Origin of the sequence: Paraclostridium sp., assembly GCF_051657365.1 — a bacterium.
Lineage (GTDB): Bacteria > Bacillota > Clostridia > Peptostreptococcales > Peptostreptococcaceae > Paraclostridium.
Genome location: NZ_JBOFKN010000176.1, coordinates 1 through 20,070, shown reverse-complemented (window position 1 = coordinate 20,070; position 20,070 = coordinate 1). Strand labels below are relative to the sequence as shown.

Here is a 20,070-nt window from a genome sequence, read left to right as displayed (position 1 = left end):
CTACTATATTATTAATTTCATCTACTAAAAGATCTAGTTTTATCATATATTATTTAAATATTTTACTTTGATAAATAATGTCTTTTGATAGTGTTTCATATTCGCTAACTTTCTTTTTCTTAAAAGCTTATACTTTTATTACTATCATCATCTGATTCTTTTAATTTAAAGTTTTCAATTAGTGTTTTTAACATTTGTGCTTGTCCATTTAGTTCTTCACTAGCTGCTGCACTTTCTTCTGATGTTGCTGAGTTGTTTTGTACTACATCTGAAATTTGCTCTACTCCTACAGTAACTTGAACAATAGCACTAGATTCTTCTTCTGATGTTTTAGCTATTTCATTAACTAATACAGTAGCTCTATTTGTTGTATTTATTATCTTTTGAAGTGATGTTGCTGTATTGTCTACAATATTAGTTCCTTTATCAACTGCTTCTATTGAATTTTCAATAAGTGTTGCTGTGTTTTTAGCAGCTTCTGCAGATTTTGCAGCAAGGTTTCTTACTTCATCTGCAACAACTGCAAAGCCTTTGCCTGCTTCTCCTGCACGGGCAGCTTCTACTGCTGCATTTAATGCTAGTATATTTGTTTGGAATGCTATGTCATCTATTGTTTTTATTATTCTTCCTATTTCATTAGAAGTAAATGATATTTCTTCCATAGATGCAATCATTTGTTTCATTTGTTCATTACCTTCTTCAACTTGGTTGCTTGAGTTTGCCATTAAATCATTAGCTTTTCTTGCATTTTCTGCTGTATGTTTAATTTTATCAGATATTTCTCCTATAGTTGCTGATAATTCTTCTATTGCACTTGCTTGTTCTGTAGTTCCTTGAGATAGCATTTGTGATCCACTTGCAACTTGATTTGATGCAGAACCAACTTCTGATGATGCTATATTTATTTGTGTCATTGTTTCACTTAAATCATTAGTTATTCTTTCTATTGATTGTTCAATATCTTTAAATACTCCTATATACTCTACCTTAGGTTTTGTATTAAAGTTACCTTCTGAAACCTCTCCTAATACAATTACTGTATCGTTTACCATTTCTTTAGTTTTGCTGCTCATTTTTCTCATACTATTAGATAAAGATCCTAATTCATCTTGTGAGTCATACTCAATATCAATGTCATAATCTCCATCTGCCATTTTATTTGCAGCTTCTTCTATTTCTGCTATTGGATTTCTTAAGCTTTTTGTAATGTATATAGATATAATTATCCCAGCTATTATACTAACTATATTTAATGTAGTAGATATAAATTCTGATTTTGCTACTGCTGATTTTACGTCTTTGTCAAATTGAGTAGCACTATCTTTTGCAGTTTTATACATATTTTCTGATATGTTTGTACATTCCTTAAATGCTTTAGCATATCCAGTAAGATCTATTTCTGTCATTGGCCCTTTAAACCCTGGCTGTTGTGTAATTGCATATATTTTTTCATATTCTTGTCTTAATTGTTCTACATATCTTTCAAGATCTTCAACTTCTTTAGAAACTTCTTTACTTTCTAGAGATTCATTGTTACTTATTTTATCAATTCTAGTGTTAAGACTATCAAATTCTTCTAAAACAAGTTGTCTTGTTTGAATATGTTCATTATCTGCAAATCCTCCATTGATTCTTCTTGATATACCAACTAAGTCTCTACGTATTCCCATTGATTGATCTGTTAATTCATATGGTCCTTTAAGTAATTCATTGCTTAGATTTCCTGCTTTTTTTAAGTTATATAGTGTATTAACGTTTGCAATTGTCATCATCACTAATAAAATAGTAAAGCATATCCCTAGCTTTTTTCCTATTTTTAAGTTTTTCATCTATATTACTCCCTTCATATTTTTTAAGCCCCAAATAGTTATTACTATTTTTTATACGGATAAACAGCTTAAATACTTTAGGTTTTATGCTTAATATAGTGAAAATATTTTCCTAAGCAAAAATAAATAAAGCAAGGCAGCTTCGTTGGTGTGTGAAGAGCGCCTTGCTTTATTTTTAAAATTAATATATTTAAATATTAATAATGCTAACTTAGTTCATTTGTTTCATTGTTTTCATTTCTTAATTTTTTAACTTTTATTGCAAATAATATTGTAAATAATATTGCTGCAAGTATTCCTATTGCATTTGATATTCCAGCATGTAATCTAAATCCTTCTGGTGCTTGCATTATATATGCAAATGTTACTGCTGTCATAAATATTGCTGGTATTGTACTTATATAGTGATTTTTGTTGTGTTTTGCTAAATATGCTGACCCTGTCCATAACATTATCATTGCTAATGTTTGGTTGGCCCAAGAGAAGTATCTCCATATTATATTGAAATCTATAAATGTTAATGCAATTCCTACTATAAATAGTGGTATTGATATCATAAATCTATTTTTTATACTACTTTGGTCTATTTTCATAGCATCTGCTATTGTAAGTCTTGCACTTCTAAATGCTGTATCTCCACTTGTTATTGGACAAACTACAACTCCTAGTATTGCTAGTATTCCACCTATTGGTCCCATTAAAGTATTAGATATTGTGTTTACTACTGTTGCAGGTCCTCCTGCTGCTAATATTACATCTAGTTGAGGTACTCCACCGAAGAATGTCATAGCTGCTGCTGCCCATATTAATGCTATTATTCCTTCTGCTATCATTGATCCGTAGAATACTCTTCTTGTTTCACTTTCTTTTTGAACACATCTTGCCATCATTGGTGATTGTGTTGCATGGAATCCTGATATTGCTCCACATGCTATTGTTATAAATAAGAATGGGAATAATGGTTGTCCATTTGGATTTAAGTTTTGAAGTGTTACATTTGGTATATCATATCCTTGGAATATTAATCCTCCTGCAACTCCTAATGCCATTATTAAAAGTGCTGCTCCAAATAGTGGGTATATTTTCCCAATTACTGTGTCTACTGGTAAAACTGTTGCTGCTATATAGTAAAGTACTATTACTACTACCCATATTTTAGCATCTATTGATGTTACTGTTGTAAGTAATGCTGCTGGTCCTGTCATAAATACTGTTCCAACTAATATTAATAATACAACTGTGAATATTCTCATTAATGTTTTTGTTGAGTTTCCTAAATATTTTCCAACTAATTCAGATGCTGACGCACCTTCATTTCTCATTGATAAATATCCTGATAAGAAGTCGTGTACTCCTCCTGCAAATATACATCCAAATACTATCCATAAAAATGCTGCTGGCCCAAATAATGCTCCTTGTATTGCTCCAAATATTGGTCCAAGTCCTGCTATATTTAAAAATTGTATAAGGAATATTTTTCTCCATTTCATTGGTACGTAGTCTACTCCATCTTCAAGCGCTGTAGCTGGAGTTTGGATACTATCGTCAATTCCAAACGTTTTTTCTACGAATTTACCATAAGTAAAATACCCTATTATAAGTAATGCTATTGATCCTAAGAAACTTATCATTTAGGTTCACCCTTTCTCTTTTTTTAATAAAATAAATAATTGCTTTGCGATTAATTTAATAATACTCCTCTTTGTTAATGTTTTGTTTTTTATTGAGTTAAATGTATGTAAATGTGCATCAAATGCATTTTTTGATACATTAAATGCATTTGATGCACATTTAATTTTCATATAACGTTTTCATTTATATTTCAAAAAATTAAAAAAAGCCTTATTAAAAGGCTTCTTTTTAACTAATAATTACATATATATTAAGCTTCTAATTTAGAATTATTAGCTTTCATTTTTTTAACTTTCATTGCAAATAATACAGTAAATACTATTGATACAATAACACCTGTTATATTAGATATTCCTGCTGGCAATCTAAATCCTTCTGGTGCTTGCATTATATATGCAAAAGTTACAATTGTCATAAATATTGCTGGTATTGTACTTATATAATGATTTTTATTTTCTTTTGCAAGATATACTGACCCTGTCCATAACATTATCATTGCTAATGTTTGGTTGGCCCAAGAGAAGTATCTCCAAACTATATCAAAGTCTATAAATGTTAATCCTATACCTACTATAAATAATGGTATTGATATCATAAATCTGCTGTTTGTACTACTTTGATCTATTTTCATAGCATCTGCTATCGTAAGTCTTGCACTTCTAAATGCTGTATCTCCACTTGTTATTGGACAAACTACAACTCCTATTATAGCTAATGCTCCTCCAACTTTTCCCATTAGTGAAGTAGATACAGTAGTTACTACTGCTGCTGGCCCACCTGCTGTAAGCATTACATCTAGCTGTGGTACTCCTCCAAAGAATGTCATAGCTGCTGCTGCCCATATTAATGCTATTATTCCTTCTGCTACCATTGATCCATAAAATACTTTTCTTGTTTCACTTTCTTTTTCTATACATCTTGCCATCATTGGTGATTGTGTTGCATGGAATCCTGATATTGCTCCACATGCTATTGTTATAAATAAGAATGGGAATAAATGTTGTCCTTTTGGGTGTAAGTTTTGAAGTGTTATGTTTGGTATATCATATCCTTGAAATATTAATCCCCCTGCAACTCCTACTGCCATTATTAAAAGTGCTGCTCCAAATAGTGGATATATCTTACCTATAACCTTGTCTACTGGTAAAACTGTAGCTGCTATGTAATAAAGAACTATTATAACTACCCATATACTTGCATCTATTGATGTTAATGTAGTAAGTAGTGCTGCTGGTCCTGTCATAAATACAGCCCCAACTAATATTAAAAGTACTACTGTAAATACTCTCATTACAGCTCTTACTTTGTCCCCTAAATATAAACCTACTAGTTCTGATGCTGATGCTCCTTCATTTTTCATTGATAAATATCCTGACAAGAAGTCGTGTACCCCTCCTGCAAAAATACATCCAAGCACTATCCATACAAATGCTGCTGGTCCAAATAATGCCCCTTGTATTGCTCCAAATATTGGTCCAAGTCCTGCTATGTTTAAAAATTGTATAAGAAATATTTTATTCCACTTCATAGGAACATAATCTACTCCATCTGTAAGTGTATTTGCTGGTGTTTGGATGTTATCATTTATTCCGAAAGTTTTTTCAACAAACTTTCCATAAAAAGCATATCCTAATAAAAGCAGTACTATTGATCCTAAAAAACTTAACATCTTAACCTCTCCCCTCGGTAAAATAAGTATTGATAATATCATTATAAATATTTACTTCTTATTTATAATGATATAGATATTTTGTATTTATTTGTCGCTTTTGGAACTAATTGTATTTTTTAGGGAACTAAGCGCGCTTTTTTAGGAACTAACTGCTTTTACAAATGCATAATTTTTCTAAATTGCTTTACTTTACTTCTACTAACTTCTAGTTCGTGTTTATTTTTTAGCTTTATAATATATGTGTTATTAATCCAAGGTATTATTTCTTTTATTTTACCTAAATTAACTAAATAAGATCTATGACACCTGTAAATCATTTTGTTTTTCATCATATTTTCAACGTGTGAAATTCCTTCTTTTATTTCAAATCTATCATTTTTTGTATGTATATATGTAGTTTTTTTATGAGCTTCACAATAATAAACATCATTAATATCTACAACTATTATTTTATTATTTTTCCACAAACTTAACTTTTCTGAAATATCATCCCCTTCAGTTATTTTGTGGTAATTATAATTTGAGTAATCGTTTTCCAATTTGTTAAATAAATTTATTAATCTTTTTTCTGAGTATGGTTTTAATATATAGTCGTATATATCTAAAGAATGAGCTTTTGCTGCATATTCTTTGTATTTTGTAGTAAATACTATTTTTGGCTTATTCTCAAACTTATTTATAATATTTGCCAATAATATTCCATCTAATTTTGGTATTTTTATGCTTAAAAAAATTAAATCAACAGTATTATTTTGCATAAATTCTAATACCTCCATACCATCCTCACATTCTCTTAATATTTTTATATCACTATTATTTTCTATAATAAATCTAAGTTCTTCCTTTGCAGATAATTCAGGCTCTACAATTATTGCTTTTATCTCCTTCATCATAATCAACCCTCTTTATTATTTTAGTAACATATTTTATTATTAATACATATCTTTATTTTAAAACAACAATGTAGGTATTAATAGTCTGTTTTCTAATAATGTTTTTTTCACAATTTTCACAATTTTTCATTTTTTAGTTGACAGTTTTTAAATTTAATACTATTATAATAAAAACGAATATTTGACCGTTGATAAGGGGTAGTAGTTAAGTTTGGATTATTATAGAGAGCTGGGGATGGTGGAATCCCGGTATAAGAAAACTTTATGAATGGGCCTTTGAGGTTATGTGTCCTGCACGTTATAGCAGGCAAAGTATGTTTGTACTTTAGTGAGTGGCAATTTGTGTTTTGATTGCAATTTAGGTGGTATCGCGGAGAGATCTTCGTCCTATTTTTTAGGGCGAAGTTTTTTTATTGCAATTTTTAATTTAAGGAGGTGATTTTGATGTTGTGAACTGTTGATTTAGGTAAAGGTGATGACTCTCATTGGTTGGTTTTTTATAAAATATTAAATAATTTTAGGAGGATTTTAAATTATGAAAACGAAAAAATTAACATTAAATTCAATACTTTTAGCTATAGGGCTTATACTTCATCAAGTCACTCCAGCTTTGGGGCTTCCTATGCAACCTGATTTTGCTTTGGCTATGTTGTTTGTAATTATGCTTTTAAATAAAGAAGATTATAAAATTTGTATGGTTTGTGCAATTGTTACTGGTGTGTTTACTGCTTTGACTACAAAATTTCCCGGAGGACAGCTTCCCAATATTTTAGATAAGGTTGTTACTGCTAATTGTGTTTATATTTTGATATTGCTTTTTAATAAAAAGGATAAATTTTTGCCTTTTATTATTCTTCCTATTGGTACTTTAATTAGTGGTTTTGTTTTTTTAGGATTTGCTAAAATTATAGCAGGGCTTCCTGCTCCATTTTTGCCTTTGTTTTTAACTGTGGTTGTTCCAGCTTGTATCATTAATTTATTTGCAGGATTATTTTTATATAAAGTAGTTAAATTATCACTTAAAAGAACTTCTTCATTTTGAATTAAATAAATTAAAAATAAAAAAAGCTTACTTTAAGTATGTAGTAAGCTTTTTTTCATAATTACTGTACAGTTTCCATTACTGTGTATTTATTTAACTTTATATCATAATCTATATATACTTCTTTTTTATTTTTATCTAATGCAACTATGTTTATCTTCTTTGCTCTCATATCTTCTTCTTTTCCTGTTTTTGGTGCAAAACATTCTACTTTAGAGCTTGTATCTCCTGGAAGTAACGTGTCATATGTTGATAAGTATACTACTTCTCCATTATCTAATTCCAATTCTACAGTTACGCTAGTTACTGGAACTTTTGAATTGTTTTTAAATTTTGTTTCAAAATATATATTTCCTATTGAATCTGGTTCTAATATTTTTTTATCTACAAATTCAATGTCATTTACTAATACTGGCGAGTCTATACTTTCTTCAACTTCACCTTCTACTACACTATATTTATCTAACTTAATATCATAATCTATGTATAATTGCTTATCTTCATCTAATACTACTAAGTTTATCTTTTTAGCTTTCATATCTTCTTCTTTACCTGTCTTTGGTGCAAAACACTCTATCTTTGAACTAGTTTCCCCTGGCTTGATTGTATCGTAAGTAGATAAGTATGCATCTTCTCCATTGTCTAGTTCTAATTCTACAGTTATTCCAGTTATAGTTTTATCTGAGTTGTTTTTTAACTTTGTTTCAAAGTATCTGTTTCCTACTGAATCTGGTTCTAATATATTGTAGTCTACAAATTCAATATCTTTTACTGAAATAGGTGATTTAGATGTTTTTTGATTTAAAGTTGTACTGTTTTCCTCTGATTTTTTAGTTTCACCACTATCTGAACATCCAGTTGCTAGTGAAACCATTAGTATAAGTCCTAGTGTTAATCCTATAATTTTGTTGATCTTCATGTAATAATTCCTCCAATAGTATAATCAAGTATATTATACATAAGTAGCACTTCGTAATTTGTCGATTCTTGCATAAATTATAAATTTTTTCCATATGCCTGTAATTGTTGTTATTGCTAAGGTTTAATCTTTAATTATTATTTTGTAAATTTTAAACATAACGTATTCCCAATTGTTAAATATTGTATATAATTGTAGTAGGAGGTGAATTATTAAAATGATTAAATTTATTATACCCTTAATGCTAAGCTTCTTATTTTTAGTTGGTTGTGAGAGTATAGATAATGCTAGTATTTTTAATGATATAAGTAATATGAGTGAGGTTAAATTGTGTAATTTGATTGAGTTTGATAATTCCTATGTAGGCGATAATAGTGCTGTTGGTAATATTATATATAATTTACCAGGCAATAATTTCAACGAAGGATTTAGTTTAAAAACTGATAAAAAACCTTATGAAATAAATATAAAATATGATTTTAATAGTTATGAGGATTTAAATTCAAAAGATTTTTCTAAAAAAAATGCTTTGGTTATGTTTTCACTTGTGGAAAACGCTCATGTTATAAATTTTAATATTAATGAAAATGTTTATACTTATACAAAATCAGATATTGAAAAATGGTATGGATCTGATTTTGATAAAATACTTAATGATATACAATCTTGGAAAGAATTTGCTACTAGTTAAAACTTACTTAAAATAGATGTTAAAAAAAGCTAGGTATGAATATGTTCATACCTAGCTTTTTGCTTTAATATTTATAGTTCTTGTGTAATACATTTTGATATTTGTTTTGAATTTAGTATGTTGTCTTTTAATTCTAATACATCTATTAATATTAATTTTTTAGCACTTTCATTTATGTTGTTTAAAAATTCTACTGTGTCTTCTTTTGAATTTTGCTTGTTAAGTAGTAAGTCTATGTCATAACACAGTTCTAATTCTGTTTTGCTTATTTTTTTAAGTTGTTTTACGTTGTTTATTAAAAAGCGTAATTCATTTGAAAATATACGCTGATTATATAAAAAGTCATCTATGTTTTTAGATAATAATGTTGCATTATTTGCATCTACTTTTTTGATTGCAAGTTCGTTTACTATTAACATTTCTTTTACTTCATCATCTAATATTAAATTGCTTCTTCCTAAGTTGTATAATTTAGTTAGTATTTCTTCATTAAGTTTTATGATTTTATTTACTTCTTTTTTAGTTATATCACTCATTTTGTATGGTAGTATTAAATTGTTTGCAAGTATTGCTAATCCTGTACCTATTAATACAAATATTATTCTATTTATAGATACAGTTCCCATATTAGCTGTCATTGCTGCTGCTCCTAGTGCTGATATAGTGTTGCATATCATTTGATTTTTGTATACTGTTTGATAGTTGCTTGTGTATCCAACTATAAGTATTATCATTGTTCTTCCTGATGGATCTTTTACTATAGAAAATAGTATTTCAAATAATATTAATCCTATTATAGTTCCTATAATTCTTTCTTTTCCTTTTGTTTTACTTGCTTCAAGGTATGGTTGAACTATAGATGATAAACTGAATACTAACCATTTACCATATTCTAAATTAAATGCGCTCACTACAAATACCCCTAAACCTGTTACTATTGCTCCTCTTAGTGCAAATGTAAATTTAAGTGAGTCTTTGTGCATGTTATTTTTTAACTCGTTTAAGTTGTTTAATATGTCTTTTGTGAAGTATTTTTTATGAACATTTTCTATACTTTCATTTTTTATAGCTTCTAAGTCATATTTTAAAATACTTGCTGCATCTTGTAATTCATATGTTAAATAGTGTTTTGAGTTAATTTCTTTGTTTTCTTGTAAGTAATTTATTATGCTTTTTATAATTTCATCATTTGTCATTTGTTCTTGTGAGAATTTTTCTATGTCGTTTAATATAGTTTTAATTTTATTTAATGATTCTTCATAACCTTTGTCAAAATTTTTGTCGTTTCTAATTTTTCCTAAAGTTAAGTTTATACTTTCTAAAAAGTTGCACATGAAAAAAGATTCCATTATGTTTGTTGGTAGTTCTATATTTTTATCTATTCTTTTATATATACCAGATACTATATTTTTTATGTTTTTGTATGTATCATTGTTTAAAGCATTTACTATGTCTAGTTTTTCATTGTTTATCATTAAGTCTATTTGTTCATTTATAGATTTTATAGAACTTTTTATAGTACTTTTAGTTTCTTTTTGTAATTTGTTTTTGTTTGCTAACATTTGTAATGCCATTATTGCTAATCCACAAAATGCTAAACCTACTAGTCTTGTTGGTAGTTCTTTTATGCTTACTGGTGTGTATAACATAAATAGATATCCTAAGGTAAATGCTACGTATGTAGGTTTTTTAGTATTGTAGGTAAATGTATATAGTATTGAAAATATTACTACAAAAGTTATTATTAATCCTAGTATAGCGTTTGTTGATGCTATGTGTGCTGCTATTCCTAGACCTACTTCTATTCCTATAAAGTATAGTGTGTTTTTTATTGGGTTTATGGTATAGTCTGTACCCATTAAAGATAGTGCTGCTGTAACTCCTGCTACTCCAACTAGTGTGTTGTCTGCCCCGAATGCAGATTTGAAACTTACTATTACTCCTACTATGACTAAAAACATTATAGTTGTAGGTAAAACTTTTTTCTTGTTAATGCTCATTTACATAATCCCCTTCAATGTTTAAATTAAAAATATTTTAGTATAAAACAATTATAATACTTTTTTGTATTTTTTTCTAGTATATACCCACTTTGTATTTCCCTTAAATTTTTCTATTTTTTTTAAATATTTTGATTTGATTAAAAATGTTCAAACATAAGTACATCTCTTCTTACTGTAAATAGTTCATAATCAATATTGTATTTACATATTATGTAATGAAATATGGATATTTAAACAATTCATATTTGAATTTTATAAAGTATAAGGAGGGATATAATCAGATGGTTCAAATGAAATGTCCAGTTACTGGAAGATCCAGTAAAACTATACCAGAATCTGTAAACTCCAATAAAAATTGCGGGTCTAATCAATTAAATCTAAATATTCTTCACCAAAACTCAAACTTGAGCAATCCAATGGGAAGTAACTTTAATTATGCTAAAGAATTTGAAAAAATTGATTTTGAATCTCTAAAAAAAGATTTATATAATTTAATGACAGATTCAAAAGATTGGTGGCCAGCAGATTTTGGCAACTATGGACCACTATTTATTCGTATGGCATGGCATAGTGCCGGAACTTATAGAATAGGTGATGGTCGAGGTGGCGCAGGTGATGGCTCTCAAAGATTTCCACCATTAGATAGTTGGCCTGATAATGTTAATTTAGATAAAGCTCGTAGACTACTTTGGCCAATCAAACAAAAATATGGTGATAAAATTTCATGGGCAGATCTTATGATATTAGCAGGCAATTGTGCACTTGAATCAATGGGGCTTAAAACAATTGGATTTGCGGGTGGTCGTATAGATATTTGGGAACCAAAGGATATTTACTGGGGATCAACTGATCAAATGCTTGGAACTAATAAAATTGGTGATACAAATGAAATTAAAAATCCACTTGCTGCGGTTCAAATGGGATTAATTTATGTTAATCCAGAAGGGCCTGATGGAAAACCTGATCCAGTTGGATCTGCAAAGGATGTTAGAGAAACATTCGCTCGTATGGCTATGAATGATGATGAAACTGTGGCCCTTATAGCTGGTGGGCATACATTTGGCAAATGTCACGGTGCAGCTCCTGCTACATATGTGGGGCCAGCCCCAGATAATGCGAGTATTTCTGAGCAGGGACTTGGTTGGAAAAATAGCTATAAAACAGGCAAAGGCATTGATACAATCAGTAGTGGAATTGAAGGTGCATGGAAACCAAATCCAACAAAATGGGATATGGGATATTTAAAAACATTGTTTAAACATCAATGGGAGTTGGTTAAAAGCCCTGCTGGAGCGTATCAGTGGTTAGCTAAAGATGTAGATGAAAAAGATTTGATTGTAGATGCTCATGACCCATCAAAGAAACATCGCCCTATGATGACAACTGCTGATTTAGGAATTCTCTATGATCCTATATATAATAAAATTGCAAAAAACTATTTAAACAATCCAGATAAATTGTCATCTGATTTTGCACGTGCTTGGTTTAAATTGACACATCGTGATATGGGACCTACATCACGATACCTTGGTCCAGAGGTTCCTAGTGAAAAATTCATATGGCAAGACCCTGTCCCTGAAGTTGATTATGAACTTATTAATAAAGATGATATAAAATATCTTAAAAAGAAAATTTCAGATTCTAAATTATCAGTATCTCAACTTGTTTCTACAGCTTGGGCATCTGCATCTACATTTAGAGGATCTGATAAACGTGGTGGTGCAAATGGAGCTAGAATTCGTCTTGAACCTCAAAAATCTTGGGAAGTTAATGAGCCTGAACAGTTAAATGATGTTTTACAAGTTTTTGAAAAAATAAAGTCAGATTTTAGTTCTTTTAAAATGGTTTCTTTGGCAGATTTGATTGTCCTTGGAGGATGTGTAGGTATTGAAAAGGCAGCGAGAAAATCAGGATATAAGGTTACTGTTCCTTTTATTCCTGGGCGTACAGATGCATCTCAGGAATATACTGATGTTAAGTCATTTTCTGTACTTGAGCCAAAATATGATGGGTTTAGAAATTATATAAAATCTGATTATTCAGTTTGTGCTGAAGAGTTGTTAATTGATCGTGCACAGCTTTTAACTTTGACTGCTCCTGAAATGACAGTTTTGATAGGTGGTATGCGTGTATTAAATACTAATTATAAAAAATCTCAGTATGGTGTTTTTACAGATAGACCAGAGGTTCTTACAAATGATTTTTTTGTAAATCTTTTGGATATGAATACGGTTTGGGAACCGACTTCTTCTAGTGAGCAAGTATTTGATGGTCGTGATCGATTAACTGGTAAGTTGAAGTGGAAAGGGAGTCGAGTTGATCTTGTTTTTGGATCTAATGCTCAGCTTCGTGCTATTTCAGAGGTTTATGCAAGTGAAGGATCTTTGGTTAAATTTTTAAAGGATTTTATATGTGCTTGGAGTAAGGTTATGAATGCTGATAGGTTTGATGTGTTGAATCATTAAAAAGGATGTAGGTAGATTTGTTTTTATGCAAATCTATCTACATCCTCTTTTTTAGTGTTTGTCTGAATTTTTAACTTTTGGTTAACTATTATCTGTGTTTTAGATATACGTTGCCTTTACAAATAATTTATAGTCATTTTAATTGTATAGAATTCATAACATTTTTTGTTACTCCTTCTGTATATCAAAATCTAACTATATCTTATTTATTTCTTTTTTTACTTTTAACTTTTTTGACAACTCCAACACCTACTACACCTGTAACTCCTAAAGCTCCAAATCCTAGTGCTGTATTCTTTTTATTCTCTTTTGCACCTTCGTTATACTTAGCTTCTATTTCAGATTTGATTGGTTCAAACTTTGCATCATAATTTAATGATTCACCGTCATATCCTTGATTGAAACTTGCATCTAGTATTTCTGTTCTTTCTTCACTACCAGATTTATATCCATCTTCATAGCTAGTTATGTATTTTGAGTCTATATTGTTATTATGTTTATTTATAATTCCATCATTGTAACCTTTTTCTTTAAACTCTTCATTTTTAAGCTCTATATGTTTTTGTTCATAAGATTTTTTATATGCATCTATATAAGTAGGATCAACATCTTTCTCAAAAGTTCTATCTACTATATTTTGTTCACAATCTTTTATCCCAAGTGCTTTGTATTCTTCCATCTTTGCTTTTTTATATTCTTCATTTCCTTTAACAAAACTTGATTCATATGATTTTACTACTGTCTCTTGCTTATATATATTATCATGTTTGTTTTCTTTTCCATCATTATATCCTTTTTGCTCTGCTTCTACTTTTTCTGATTCGAACTTTTCTCTACCTTTAGAAAAAGCTTCATTGTATGCTTCTCTATATTCTTGCTCGTAGCTCCCTGAGTATGAATATTCATTGTTACTATTGTTTGCATATCCATCATTGTATCCATTATTTGAGCCTTTATCTACTATACTTTGTTTTGATGGTCCACTTGGTACTTGAGTTTTAGGCGTGCTTCCTGTTGATTCAGTTGTTGAAGTATTTCCTTCTGATCCTCCACCTTGATATGGGCAACCGTTGTTGTGTAGATGTGCTGGGTTTCCTCCACAGTGATAATGATATGATCCTAGTCCTGACTTATTTTTATTATCCTTATGCCCTCCAGATGAATCTGTTCTCCCAGAGTGTGCGTCTACTGCTAGTGATTGACTAAATATCATAAGTGCTGATGCTAATATTACTAATCTTTTCTTCATATTTTGATAAATCCTCCCTAATTTTGCGCTCCAATAATTTTACCATTATATGCATAATTCTTGAAACAACTTTCATAATACATTTTATTTCATTTTTCGACATATGGTTATTTGTTAATTTTGTGTATATGAAATTTATATAGTTAAAATTAGTAAAGATTTATTAATGTTTTTTCTAATATTTCATTTTATCTGGTATTACTCCTCTTACTCCACCTTTTGGGCACTTTGTATCTCCTGTGTATCTTGGTATTAGGTGAACATGTACATGCATTACTGTTTGTCCTGATACTTCCCCACAGTTTACTCCTATGTTGTATCCATCTGGTGAGTATTTTTCATCTAGTAGTTTTTTACCTTTATCTATAAGAGAACAGATTGCTTCTCTTTCTTCTTTTGTTATGTCAAAGAAGTCTTTTACATGGCGTTTTGGGATAAATAGCATGTGCCCTTTGTTTACTGGGAATTTATCAAATATGGCATACGCTAGTTCATTTTCTAATATATAATCTTTTATTTCGCAAAATATACAACTCATAAATTACTCCTTTCTTGACCTTCTCGCGAAACACGAGGTAGGGTGGGTGTCGTATTTCACGACACCGTTTCAAATTTTTATTTTACTTATTTTCAAATCTATTTTTATAATATTCCTTAGTTCTAAAATCTATTGCATCCTTAACATTAAATTTAAAGGCTTCCTCTTCTAAAAACTTGCCTAACTCCTCATTTAAACACACATATTCTCCATCCAAATAGAAAAATTCATCACTACTCTTACATAAAAAATATACTGGATTCTTTCTAGCCAAGCTTACATACTGCTTTTCTTTCCAATTTTTAAAATTATAAGTAGACTTGTCTCTTAACATATCTACAGCATTAGATCCCTTATTATAAAAATGCTTAAATGACTTGTATAAATCATCATCATCTACCCTAAGCCTCATATCTCCATCATTATAAAAAGCTAGCAATACGGGTAACTTATAAGTCTTGCTCATACTAGTATTTTCAATAAATTTTATAAAATCATACCCTATACTATTTTTAATAACTTCTTCATCTTCTTTTAACTCATTTTCACCATCTAAAAACTTCATATAATCTTTAAAAATATTTATCTTAGACTTTTTCTTCATATTTCTATATATATCATCATCCATATAAGTAAACATCTCTACCCTTGAAGGAACATGTCATAAATCAGTTTTTATTTTATAAAACTCTTCCCTTATAATATCTTCTATCTTTTGATTTTCTTTTCTCATTTTCTCAAAAATATCAATAAGTCTAAAATCAAAGTCTATAAAACAGTCTTCTGGATAATTTTCTTCACTTAAAGTATCAACTGCTCCTTTTTCTCTAGCTACACTTTGTCCAGTTAGCAAATATGGAACTAAATTAGCTTTTTTATAATTACCTATAAAATCAAGTACGTTTAAATAATTCTTATTCTTATCTTTTCTAAGCCCTCTACCTAATTGTTGCAAAAATACGGTTGGGCTTTCTGTTGGTCTTAAAAACATAACCATATCTATGCTCTTTATATCTAACCCTTCATTGAACATATCTACAGAAAATATAACTTGGACTTCTTCATCTCTTAACTTTCTAAGAGCTTCGAATCTTTCCTCATTGTATTCTCCTTCGTTTCCACTATAAACTGCACAAGCCTTAACTCCATTATTACTAAAAAACTTAGCCATAAACTCAGCATGAGCTTTACTTGTACAAAAACCTAAGGCTCTAGTTGATTTATACTTTTTATAATGTTTATATATTAAATCTGCTCTATTATTTATATTTAAAGCCTGTTCTAATTCTTTAGTATTGTACTTTCCATTTTTGTACTCTACTTTATCATAATTTACACTATCATCATAAATGCCGTAATATCTAAAAGGTACTAACCATCCTTTATCAATAGCATTTTTTAAAGTAACTTCGTAAACAGTATTATAATCACATACACTAAATACATCTTTGTTGTCTAATCTTTCTGGTGTTGCTGTTAATCCTAGCATAAACTTAGGCTCAAAATAGTTGATTATATTTTGATAGTTTTTAGATACTGCATGATGAAACTCATCAACGACAATGTAATCAAAGTAATCTTTTGCAAAGTATTTTTCATTTAAGTATTCATCTTTTCCTAAGCTTTGTACTGATGCAAATATAATATCTTTATCATTATCTCTTCTTGAGTTCATAAAAAATCCCATGTTAAATTTATCTTCTTTATTGTTTGAAGTAGGTATATTTTCTGCTATATTTATAAGTTTTTCTTTATTTTGATTTTGTAAATAGTCATAGCTTTGAGTATTTTCATTAACTAATTGTATAGTTTCATTATTAATTTTTTTATCTAACCTTATTGTTTTAAATGTTTGATAAGCTTGTTTTAATATTTCTTCTCTATGAGCTATAAATAAAACTCTGTTAAAATCTCTACTGTCAAAAGATGCTAAATAAGTTTTACCTATTCCCGTAGCTGCAACTACTAAACCTTTATCATTTCCTTCTTCTCTAGTTTTTTTTAGTTCATAAAGAGCTTCTATTTGCGCCCCTCTTGGCTCGAATATACTAATTACATTGCTTTCTTCTTTAGTTTCTTTGTTAAAATCGTCAATTCCTACATTTGAATAAACTTTCGGTCTTTTCCATGTTTTTGAGTATTTTTCTAGTTCTTGATCATTCACTATTATTGATTCGTTGTAGAATAATTCTTCAAACATTGATTTAAAGTATTTATAGTCTTCTAAGTTTTTTTCTTGATCTATTCTATAGTTCCATTCAAGTCCACTAGTTAGTGCTGATTTTGATAAGTTGGATGATCCTATGAAGATTTCTCCTCCTTTTTCAAATTCAAACATATAGGCTTTTGGATGAAAGCTTCTTTTTGTGTCGTTGTAAAATCTTAAATCAACCTTGTCTCCTAGTATATCTTTTATTAGGTATAGGGCTGATGGTTGTGTTATGTTTAGGTAGTTTCCTGTTAGGATTCTTATAGGTATGTTTTTGTTGGCTATTTCCTCTAGGTCTTTTTGTATTAGTTTTACTCCGCTTTCCATTAGAAATGATACTATTATATCTATTGATTTAGCTGTGTGTAAGCTTTGTTTTATGTGTTTGTACAAATGGTCATTGTTGCCTGTTATACAGTTTAAGTTCATACCTATTATCCTTTCTGTTTGTATATATAATTAATTATTATTTACATATTTTTACTTTTATATTTTATCATGTTTTGACAAAGGATATATGACGTTTTATAATTTTAGGTATGATTATGTTTTGGAGGTGTTTTTATGAAGGTTTTTGATAAGTTGGTTAGGGATAGGATTCCTGAGATTATAGAGTCTTGTGGGAATAAGTGTGAGGTTGAGGTTGTTGGTGATGATGTGGCTTTAGAGTATCTTTATAAGAAGCTTAATGAGGAAGTTGGTGAGCTTTTGGAGGATAAGAATTTGGATGAGATTGCTGATTGTTTAGAGGTGTTGTTTGCTATTGGGGGTAAGTATGGGTATAGTGAGGATGAGGTTTTGGGTAGGAGAAATGAAAAGAAAAATGCTCGTGGTGGGTTTGATGATAATTTAGTTTTGAAGAGAACTTATTAATATTTAATTTCATCATAAAAAAGTAGATTAAATAACTATATTTTCTCACTGATTTAATCTACTTTTTATGCATATTATGCATATAATGTATTATTTTATTTTTATATTTTTAACTATTGTATAATAGTTGCATATTTTTAGTTACCCATTTATATTCATCCATTAATATTTACATATTTGTTATACAATTTTAAATTTTTTAATAATATCTATTTTATTGCCATTAAGATACATATTATATAAATACTCTGCTGGTAATTTAATAGCCATTATACTATTTAATCCTAGTTCTTCTAACATAGTCATTTTTACGTTACCTAAATTCTCTATTTGTTTTATATCTCCAGGGAACAGGAATACATTTCTATGTACATCAAATTTATGTTTATATATGAAATCCTTAAATGCTAAATTATATAAATATTGTTTTGTTATATCATCAATTCTAGGATTTCCACTTATACCATCTATATCAAAAGTTATATTATAATACTTAGCATCAAATATAATAAAATATTTTCTAGAATCATTTTCATATATACTAACTATATCAGGTCTTAATGTACCTCTACCTTTATGCTTCTTATTATTATCTGATAACGGAATCCATAAAGGTTTTTCTATAAGTTCAAGTAAAGTTTTTCTCTTTTTATCTTTAAATTCTTCATTTAACTCTAAATCAAGATCCTTTAATTTTTCATTTAGCTTATCATCTAATACACTTTTGCATACTTGCTCCCATACTAGGTTAAAACTTTTAGTGCCATAGAAGCTCAATCCTTGTCCAATCGATATAGATTCTCTTCGTGATATAAATGTATGTATTGTGTTTAATAACATTTGTTTTCTAGTTATGAACTGTATATTTAGTTCTTTTTCTATATTGTTAAGTACCTCTTCATCATCCATAAATCTATGTTCTTGTACTTCAAATTCAAAAACTGGTAACGAAAATAATTTATCTAATTTAGCTTCTTTTATAATTTTTGAACATTGTGTAATGACATACATGTGAAGCTGTCTAAAATAGTTATACTGGTCATCTATAGAGTCTCTTGTATAAAAATCTAAATATAGTGGTTTACCATTATTCATTATCGCATAAGTATCATTTATTGTCTTATCCCAATCAATTTCCCCATCGCCATTCATTGTAATTATATCTTTATGATTAGAGTATACTCCATTCTCTGTAAAATCATATAATATAAATAATATAACTGAAAGCAAATTAAACTCTAAATCTTCTGACTCGCCATTCATACTTTCTAAGATAGTTTCATTTTTACCGTATTTTCTTATTACTTTAAGTATTGTTTTCAAGCAATTTTCTTTATTTTCTTCCTTAACATATTTAGGATAACATTTTATTACAATATTATTGTAAATAATCACGCCAACATAATCAAAATAATACTTTTTCTCATATTTAACACTATCTGTATATTCCATATCTTCTTCGTATTCAGATTCATCTATCTTTTTCGGGTTATATTCTTTAACTATTCCTTTTAGCCTTAATTTATCTATTAATTCCTGAGTTTCATTTAACTCTATTTTTAATAAATTAACTATTTCATTCTTTGTGTACCTATATAATTCCTTAAAATAAATATGTTTTATTTTATCTTTGCTCATCTTCATGCTCCTACAAGTATTTTTCTTCAGTATCTGCAACATGTGTATGGCCACTTCCAACTACATTTTCTTTAGTATAATTACTTTCCTGTATTTCATATACTAATTCAAAATCAAATACATCTCCACCAAATTCATCATATGAATTAACTAGTTTCGAATATGTACTTGTATTTAATTTTCTATTTTGACTTGTTTTGAAAAATTCGTCTTTTTTATGTCTTAATACATCTTCATATAAATACATCAATAACTTACTCTTAAATGCTCTATCAAACTTCTCTTCACTTTGTAGTTCTTCTAAATTTAAGAAGAATGGTCCTAATAATTTATCCTCATTTATGTTAAGATTTATTAATTTATCATTTATTTTATTTCTTAATTCATTCCACTTAACTTTTTCTTTGTTTTTACCTA

General features: G+C 28.8%; 15 protein-coding genes, 1 pseudogene and 1 other annotated feature. Of the genes and pseudogenes, 4 read left to right on the top strand and 12 right to left on the bottom strand.

Annotation, left to right across the window (positions count from 1 at the left end):
* Positions 1-119: 119 nt before the first annotated feature.
* From ACRCYC_RS13805 to ACRCYC_RS13790, 4 genes are all read right to left on the bottom strand, one after another.
* Complete coding sequence (locus tag ACRCYC_RS13805) at positions 120-1,829, bottom strand: methyl-accepting chemotaxis protein (RefSeq protein WP_438619715.1); 1,710 nt, start codon at positions 1,827-1,829, stop codon at positions 120-122.
* Between the two features lie 206 nt (positions 1,830-2,035).
* The gene (locus tag ACRCYC_RS13800; RefSeq protein ID WP_438619714.1) at positions 2,036-3,460 is read right to left on the bottom strand and encodes a carbon starvation CstA family protein; all 1,425 of its coding nucleotides are present in this window, start codon (positions 3,458-3,460) and stop codon (positions 2,036-2,038) included.
* Positions 3,461-3,711: 251 nt separating this feature from the next.
* Positions 3,712-5,130, bottom strand: a complete 1,419-nt coding sequence (locus ACRCYC_RS13795; RefSeq protein WP_438619713.1) for a carbon starvation CstA family protein — start codon at positions 5,128-5,130, stop codon at positions 3,712-3,714.
* A 158-nt stretch (positions 5,131-5,288) separates the two neighbouring features.
* Complete coding sequence (locus ACRCYC_RS13790) at positions 5,289-6,026, bottom strand: LytR/AlgR family response regulator transcription factor (RefSeq protein WP_438619712.1); 738 nt, start codon at positions 6,024-6,026, stop codon at positions 5,289-5,291.
* A 179-nt stretch (positions 6,027-6,205) separates the two neighbouring features.
* Positions 6,206-6,419: a binding site (T-box leader), on the top strand.
* Positions 6,420-6,561: 142 nt separating this feature from the next.
* Here ACRCYC_RS13790 and ACRCYC_RS13785 point away from each other — a divergent pair.
* Positions 6,562-7,068, top strand: a complete 507-nt coding sequence (locus ACRCYC_RS13785; RefSeq protein WP_438619711.1) for a tryptophan transporter — start codon at positions 6,562-6,564, stop codon at positions 7,066-7,068.
* 61 nt (positions 7,069-7,129) lie between these two features.
* Here ACRCYC_RS13785 and ACRCYC_RS13780 read toward each other — a convergent pair whose 3' ends face one another.
* The gene (locus ACRCYC_RS13780; protein WP_438619710.1) at positions 7,130-7,987 is read right to left on the bottom strand and encodes a hypothetical protein; all 858 of its coding nucleotides are present in this window, start codon (positions 7,985-7,987) and stop codon (positions 7,130-7,132) included.
* A gap of 217 nt (positions 7,988-8,204) precedes the next feature.
* Between ACRCYC_RS13780 and ACRCYC_RS13775 the strand changes: the two genes are divergently transcribed.
* The gene (locus ACRCYC_RS13775) at positions 8,205-8,678 is read left to right on the top strand and encodes a DUF4825 domain-containing protein (protein ID WP_438619709.1); all 474 of its coding nucleotides are present in this window, start codon (positions 8,205-8,207) and stop codon (positions 8,676-8,678) included.
* A gap of 71 nt (positions 8,679-8,749) precedes the next feature.
* Here ACRCYC_RS13775 and ACRCYC_RS13770 read toward each other — a convergent pair whose 3' ends face one another.
* Positions 8,750-10,678: an FUSC family protein gene (locus ACRCYC_RS13770; protein WP_438619708.1), complete on the bottom strand. Its 1,929-nt coding sequence runs from the start codon at positions 10,676-10,678 to the stop codon at positions 8,750-8,752.
* 284 nt (positions 10,679-10,962) lie between these two features.
* Between ACRCYC_RS13770 and katG the strand changes: the two genes are divergently transcribed.
* A complete protein-coding gene (gene katG / locus ACRCYC_RS13765; protein ID WP_438619707.1) occupies positions 10,963-13,146 on the top strand; it encodes a catalase/peroxidase HPI in 2,184 nt (727 codons plus the stop codon).
* A 202-nt stretch (positions 13,147-13,348) separates the two neighbouring features.
* On the opposite strand, the gene ACRCYC_RS13760 is transcribed toward katG, so the two are convergent.
* The 4 genes from ACRCYC_RS13760 to ACRCYC_RS13745 form a co-directional block, all read right to left on the bottom strand.
* Positions 13,349-14,395: a YHYH domain-containing protein gene (locus tag ACRCYC_RS13760; RefSeq protein WP_438619706.1), complete on the bottom strand. Its 1,047-nt coding sequence runs from the start codon at positions 14,393-14,395 to the stop codon at positions 13,349-13,351.
* A 175-nt stretch (positions 14,396-14,570) separates the two neighbouring features.
* A complete protein-coding gene (locus tag ACRCYC_RS13755) occupies positions 14,571-14,933 on the bottom strand; it encodes an HIT family protein (RefSeq protein ID WP_438619705.1) in 363 nt (120 codons plus the stop codon).
* Between the two features lie 82 nt (positions 14,934-15,015).
* The gene (locus ACRCYC_RS13750; RefSeq protein ID WP_438619704.1) at positions 15,016-15,561 is read right to left on the bottom strand and encodes a hypothetical protein; all 546 of its coding nucleotides are present in this window, start codon (positions 15,559-15,561) and stop codon (positions 15,016-15,018) included.
* Between the two features lie 33 nt (positions 15,562-15,594).
* On the bottom strand, positions 15,595-17,571 hold the full coding sequence (locus ACRCYC_RS13745) for a DEAD/DEAH box helicase family protein (RefSeq protein WP_438619703.1): 1,977 nt from the start codon (positions 17,569-17,571) through the stop codon (positions 15,595-15,597).
* Positions 17,572-17,706: 135 nt separating this feature from the next.
* Here ACRCYC_RS13745 and ACRCYC_RS13740 point away from each other — a divergent pair, with 135 nt between their 5' ends.
* Positions 17,707-18,015 (top strand): phosphoribosyl-ATP pyrophosphohydrolase, encoded by a 309-nt coding sequence (locus ACRCYC_RS13740; protein WP_438619702.1) that lies wholly within the window; start codon positions 17,707-17,709, stop codon positions 18,013-18,015.
* Between the two features lie 180 nt (positions 18,016-18,195).
* Here the strand turns inward: ACRCYC_RS13740 and ACRCYC_RS13735 are convergent, their stop codons facing one another.
* Together ACRCYC_RS13735 and ACRCYC_RS13730 are read right to left on the bottom strand one after the other, a co-directional pair.
* The gene (locus ACRCYC_RS13735; RefSeq protein ID WP_438619701.1) at positions 18,196-19,653 is read right to left on the bottom strand and encodes an LlaJI family restriction endonuclease; all 1,458 of its coding nucleotides are present in this window, start codon (positions 19,651-19,653) and stop codon (positions 18,196-18,198) included.
* 10 nt (positions 19,654-19,663) lie between these two features.
* Positions 19,664-20,070: pseudogene (locus ACRCYC_RS13730) on the bottom strand (hypothetical protein); the annotation flags it as partial.

Bases quoted from the DNA above. Each gene is read 5' to 3' on its own strand.
- ACRCYC_RS13775 (WP_438619709.1), top strand. From the start codon at position 8,205: ATGATTAAATTTATTATACCCTTAATGCTAAGCTTCTTATTTTTAGTT.
- ACRCYC_RS13800 (WP_438619714.1), bottom strand. From the start codon at position 3,460: ATGATAAGTTTCTTAGGATCAATAGCATTACTTATAATAGGGTATTTT.
- ACRCYC_RS13735 (WP_438619701.1), bottom strand. From the start codon at position 19,653: ATGAGCAAAGATAAAATAAAACATATTTATTTTAAGGAATTATATAGG.
- ACRCYC_RS13745 (WP_438619703.1), bottom strand. From the start codon at position 17,571: ATGAACTTAAACTGTATAACAGGCAACAATGACCATTTGTACAAACAC.
- ACRCYC_RS13795 (WP_438619713.1), bottom strand. From the start codon at position 5,130: ATGTTAAGTTTTTTAGGATCAATAGTACTGCTTTTATTAGGATATGCT.
- ACRCYC_RS13780 (WP_438619710.1), bottom strand. From the start codon at position 7,987: ATGAAGATCAACAAAATTATAGGATTAACACTAGGACTTATACTAATG.
- ACRCYC_RS13805 (WP_438619715.1), bottom strand. From the start codon at position 1,829: ATGAAAAACTTAAAAATAGGAAAAAAGCTAGGGATATGCTTTACTATT.
- ACRCYC_RS13750 (WP_438619704.1), bottom strand. From the start codon at position 15,561: ATGGATGATGATATATATAGAAATATGAAGAAAAAGTCTAAGATAAAT.
- ACRCYC_RS13740 (WP_438619702.1), top strand. From the start codon at position 17,707: ATGAAGGTTTTTGATAAGTTGGTTAGGGATAGGATTCCTGAGATTATA.
- katG (WP_438619707.1), top strand. From the start codon at position 10,963: ATGGTTCAAATGAAATGTCCAGTTACTGGAAGATCCAGTAAAACTATA.
- ACRCYC_RS13760 (WP_438619706.1), bottom strand. From the start codon at position 14,395: ATGAAGAAAAGATTAGTAATATTAGCATCAGCACTTATGATATTTAGT.
- ACRCYC_RS13770 (WP_438619708.1), bottom strand. From the start codon at position 10,678: ATGAGCATTAACAAGAAAAAAGTTTTACCTACAACTATAATGTTTTTA.
- ACRCYC_RS13755 (WP_438619705.1), bottom strand. From the start codon at position 14,933: ATGAGTTGTATATTTTGCGAAATAAAAGATTATATATTAGAAAATGAA.
- ACRCYC_RS13790 (WP_438619712.1), bottom strand. From the start codon at position 6,026: ATGATGAAGGAGATAAAAGCAATAATTGTAGAGCCTGAATTATCTGCA.
- ACRCYC_RS13785 (WP_438619711.1), top strand. From the start codon at position 6,562: ATGAAAACGAAAAAATTAACATTAAATTCAATACTTTTAGCTATAGGG.